4 protein-coding genes are annotated in these 5,110 nt (G+C 40.0%); all 4 read right to left on the bottom strand.

Going from position 1 to position 5,110, the window contains the following annotated elements:
- Positions 1-421: 421 nt before the first annotated feature.
- Positions 422-691 (bottom strand): hypothetical protein, encoded by a 270-nt coding sequence (locus tag A9G32_RS02460; protein WP_065574076.1) that lies wholly within the window; start codon positions 689-691, stop codon positions 422-424.
- Positions 678-1,793: a VENN motif pre-toxin domain-containing protein gene (locus tag A9G32_RS02455; RefSeq protein ID WP_065639551.1), complete on the bottom strand. Its 1,116-nt coding sequence runs from the start codon at positions 1,791-1,793 to the stop codon at positions 678-680. Before A9G32_RS02455 ends, A9G32_RS02460 begins: the two co-directional genes overlap by 14 nt.
- Before the next feature lie 143 nt (positions 1,794-1,936).
- Entirely contained in the window at positions 1,937-2,257 is a 321-nt protein-coding gene (locus tag A9G32_RS02450) for a hypothetical protein (RefSeq protein ID WP_065591031.1), read from the bottom strand.
- A 12-nt stretch (positions 2,258-2,269) separates the two neighbouring features.
- On the bottom strand, positions 2,270-5,110 hold a 2,841-nt coding region (locus A9G32_RS02445; RefSeq protein ID WP_176701304.1), incomplete at its 5' end, for a hemagglutinin repeat-containing protein.

The raw sequence follows: 5,110 nt of genomic DNA, 5'->3' as shown, positions 1-5,110 counted from the left end.
CTACTGACTTGGTAGTCCGCTTTGTTTTCGATATCACTAAAGCTGATTGTGCCTGTGTCAAGGCGGTTTTGGCTCTTCTCTTTCGCTTCTGAGGCTATCACCGCCACGGATAGCATAAAAAAACACCAAGAAAAAATTAAATAAAATAAAATCAATAACTTTACTGGCTAATTTTTTGTAAGTAAAAATAGTAACTTAATGTATTTTTTATGTTTTAGATAGAAGGAGATATGACTCAATGCGCAATGCAACAAGTAGGCTTTATTTTCTACAATGGTGCATAAAAATAATAATGGCTAAAGTGCATACTAAACAAAAATTGGCAATTAAAAAATGAATTATAGAAGTTAGTGACAGGATTAACTGTCACTTTTTTAATAACAAATGAACTAATATACGATTAAGTTTGAACTACTACATATTATAAGTATTTTTTAGGAATATTTAGTAACTGTGCATCAATAGACCAATCAATAGGTTTACTTTTTTGACAATTCCATTTTGCTCCTGATTGTATCCATTTATCTCGATATTTCTTAATACCCATTAAAGTGGCATCTTCGTATCCAAACTCAACTCCACAACACTCACAAATATTATATGTTGGTGATTGACCATCCTCCCCCCATTGAGGCTCTGATTGTTCGAGCCCACAAACACGACATATATATGCTTCATTATTTTTGTGCATTAAAATACTCCAAATTAGTCTTATATCCATGATCTGCTGGATTTGGTTTAAACATTGTTCTAGGTGTTCCATCTGCATTTTTTATTGCAAAAATATTTGTTGATGGATTGTAGTATAGCGTATCTCCATTTTCTCTAACTTTTGTCAAAGTTCCTTCAGGTGGATTTCTTACAAAATTATGGGTAGCATCAACGTATTGTTTTGAATTTTGAAATTCAGGAAACTCATGTTTATGTTTATCCCAATGATCGTAAGCATTTTTAACAGATTCTTTTTTACTTGTTTCTGTCCAAATTTTATCTTCTGGACGCTTACCTAAATTAGCATTAATATCTTGTTCTTTTTTTACATGCTCGCCAAACTTACTTGATTTATTGCCTTTTTGAGATGTTGCTACATTATTCTCAACTTTTTCTTTTATAAATTGTTGGAATTGTTTATTTGTACTTTTGGCACCAAATCGACTTAAAGCAGTATTTAATTCTAATAAAGATTCAGTATCTGCACCAGATAAATAATCACCTGTAGCTTTATTTAATACTGAAATCAAATCAGCTTTGTCAGTGTCGGTTAAAGACTTATCAGCCATAGCAAGTGCCGCCATAGCGGCACTAATTGGTCCTGGTAAAAATGCACCTATTTGCTCTGGGGCTCGCATCCAGAGTTCAACATAATCGCTACCATTAGGCATATCTTTACCTGTTATGAGCCTTTCTAGTGCTTCCTCTGTTTCTTCTTGAGTTAAATAACCCGCTGCTGAGGCATGGAGGATACCTTCATAATTTGCCCCTGTTTCAGGTGAAAGACCTATAAAATCACCACCAAATCCACCATCAGCCCAACTTAATCCATTATTCTCAACCGCATTTTTCCCCGCAGCAACGCCAGTATTGATATCTTGGATATCTCCGCCCATCGCCGCAATGGCCAGACCTGTTGCTAGTTGTGATAGGGCGCTGATTTGTTGTCTTTCTTCTTGGCTTAGGTCTTTGATGTCTTTATCAGGGTAAAGTATGCCCGCAATCACTTCAGCACCGCGTTCACTAGCTGCAGCACCTAAGCCACCCACTAGAGCTGAGTTGCCTTGCAGCTCAGCAACCACCGCACCGAGTATGGCATGACTGACCGTGTTGGCGACTAAGTGGTGCTAAGCCAAAATTAGCAATTAAAAAATTAATTATAAAATTTAGTGACAGAATCAACTATCACCTTTAACGGGAAAATACACAAAATTTAGGATGAAGTCTAAAAATCAGACCACTCTGAATATTCAATATCTTCAGGTGTTAACTCTTCGAAGCCATCTTCTGTTAACATTGCATTAAAATTTTTCATGGTATTTTTTAAAGCTTCTTCAATTGTATCCCCACTTCCTAAGCCATTCTCAGGATATCCATCAAATTTACGCTTTATAGCTAAATCAGTCATACCTGTGTATCGTCTTGAGGGACTTTCATAAATTTTAATTTTCATTTTTGCATACGGTAAAATAGGCATCCAAATAACAAATTCAGCAACATTTTTTTCAATTTTTACCACATTATCAATAACTAAATCATGCCACATATTTAAGTTCCTTTATTGTTTACCAAATGAGATAATTTTATCTCCTAATTTATCTAAATATTTTCCATTTTTATAATATCTGATCACTCCATATGTTGGTGTATTAATCTTTACCTTTCTTGCACCTTTTAAATTCTGGGAAAACACTTTGGCTTTATGTAAATATTCTTCAGGAGTTAAAGCGCCAACTTCTTTACCATGTTTATCGAAATGATATTTTAATGAGCCTTCTGGAGAATCAAAGGTACCTTTATCCCAAGAACCCTCGATATCTTTACGATTTTGTTGGTTATCACTTGATGACTCAGACTTATTACCAGTTTTAGATTTATCTTTATCATCATCAGGCGGTAATCCAGAAGCCCCGCCTGCTGAACTACTTCCGGTACCTGTTAACGTATTATTATCTTTATTACTATCTTTCTCTTTTAGGTAATCATTATAATAACGTTCATAAGTTTTTAGTACTGCATCTTCAAGGAACCCATCTCCCATTGGATCGACTAATGCAAGTTCAATTAGTCGTCTCTGTTCCAAATTTAGACTTTCTAAAAATGCTTTTGATTCTGCTGCTGTAAGACCTTCAGCCATTAATACATCTACCGCATTAATACTAACTGGCGCACCAATTTCACTTGAGCGTACTAGATACCAAGCGGCTCTAGCTAAATTATTATTCTCAACCGCATTTTTCCCTGCAGCAACCCCTGTATTCACATCTTGGATATCACCACCGGCAGCGGCTATTGCTAGGCCTGTCGCTAGTTGGGTTAGAGCGCTGATTTGTTGTCTTTCTTCTTGTGATAATTCCGCTACTGTTTTACCTGGGTAAAGAATACCCATGATAACCTCAGCACCACGTTCACTTGCAGCAGCACCCAAGCCACCCACTAGAGCTGAGTTGCCTTGTAGCTCGGCAACCACCGCACCAAGTATGGCATGGCTGACGGTGTTGGCAACGGTGTTTCCTTCGGTCTGTTGTTTGATAATTGTAGCTATTTTTGGCGCAAGTGCCCCTGCGGCGGCCCCTGTCATGTCACCACTGATTAAGCCGTTGATGATACTAACCGCCATGTCAATGCCTTGACGGGTGTCACTGCCCATCGCTGACATGCCTTGATTCATCGATTCTTTGTAGGCGTCTTCGTAGATTTTTTGTTGCTGCTCGTCGGTTAAAACGATGCCTTTGTCTGCGGCTTTTTCTTGTTCTTTTTCTACCGCTTCTTTTGCCTTGGATTCAGCTCTTATCCGGTCAATATGATTAAGCATCGTTAACGTTTCACCACCAATTTCACTCACTAACTGCGTTTGGTCGATGATGTCTTGCTCTTTTTGTTTGTTAAAAATGTGTTTGAGCTCGTTATTCGCCTGCTCAGTATCATGACTTAATTCGTTGATATCTTGTTTTTGGTCATCCTTATTGCGGATAATTATCGTCCCTTCCGATACCGCTGAATGCGTCGTCGAATGCTCGCTTTCGTTTTTATTGCGACTGGTTGGCATCGATGGCATGCCGCTAGAGCTTACCCCTGCACTGCTGCTACTGACTTGGTAGTCCGCTTTGTTTTCGATATCACTAAAGCTGATTGTGCCTGTGTCAAGGCGGTTTTGGCTCTTGTCTTTCGCTTCTGAGGCTATCACCGCCCCTTTTAGGTCGGTGTTATTGCCGACCTTAATGTCAAAGCCACCACTGCCGGCAAAAATACCCGATTGGTCAGTCACACTTTGCCAGTTGCTGTCCATTTTCGTTTTGCTCGCCGAGGCATTAATACTACTTGAGCCTCCATAAGAAAAACTCCCCCCTACCGAGGTTGACGTGCTTTTAGAGTGGAACTCATCACTGTCTTGTTTCGATTCAATATTAAGGTCATGACCTATATCAGCCACCACCCTATCGCCTTTCACTTGCCCTGCAACAATGTTGGCATCATTACCGGTGATGATGGTGAGCTTGTTGCCTGCTTCAACGACGCTTTCACTCCAGTCGGTGCCGTTGCCCTTTTCGCGGGATTTGCTTTGGCTAGCACTGGCCGAGATGGTAAAGCCATTTTTTTCTCCACCAAAGTTATAGCCCACGCCTACCGAGCCACTGCTGCTTTTTTCTTTGCTGTCGGTTTTTATCGTGTTTTCTTGTCCAATGATGTTAACATCATGGTTCGCTTTGAGCATCGCATCATGACCTGCAGATACCTGACTGCCGATGATGTTGATATCGCCACTCTCTTTTTGACCATTGCCCGTCGCAATAATGCTGAGGTTATGCCCCGCTGAGACGCCACTACTTACCACGGTGTGTTGCTCTTGGTTTACCGTGCGTTTGGTTTTTTCACTGCCCAAACTGACATTAATGCCAATCGAGGCTTGTGGCGTACCATTTTGTAAATTAGCACCGCCCTCTAGCGCCGCATTACCCGCTTGTAACCCCGCTTTAATATTCATCAGCGCTTTGGTTTTTTCATTGGTCTGCTTTTTCGCTTGCTCTCGGGTTTGGTTGGCATTGTAAATATCACTCGCCGTGCCTGTTATCGAAACAGTAAGCCCTGATTTTTTGCGCTCATACTCTTCTTGATACGTCGTTTTCGCATCTAATGCTTCGATATTGACGTTTTCGCCTTGTAATTTGATATTTTGCTGGGCGATGACATCACTGCCTTTAATACTTAGGTCTTTACCCGCTTGGATATTGACACTGCCTTTTGTACTACCTACAACACTGCCCACAAAGGCTTGTTCGGTATTTGTTTGTTTTAACGATTCGCTTTCTTTACCTGCCGTAAAGCCTATTCCACCACTGCCCATTAACCCAGATTTTTTGGTCTTGGTTTCGTGTTTTCGGTAATACGACTCTTCCGC

Origin of the sequence: Gilliamella sp. Gris3-2 (assembly GCF_001690345.1) — a bacterium.
Classification (GTDB): domain Bacteria; phylum Pseudomonadota; class Gammaproteobacteria; order Enterobacterales; family Orbaceae; genus Gilliamella; species Gilliamella bombi.
Note: the sequence above shows the minus strand (reverse complement) of the source record. Positions and strands in the feature narration are given on the sequence as shown.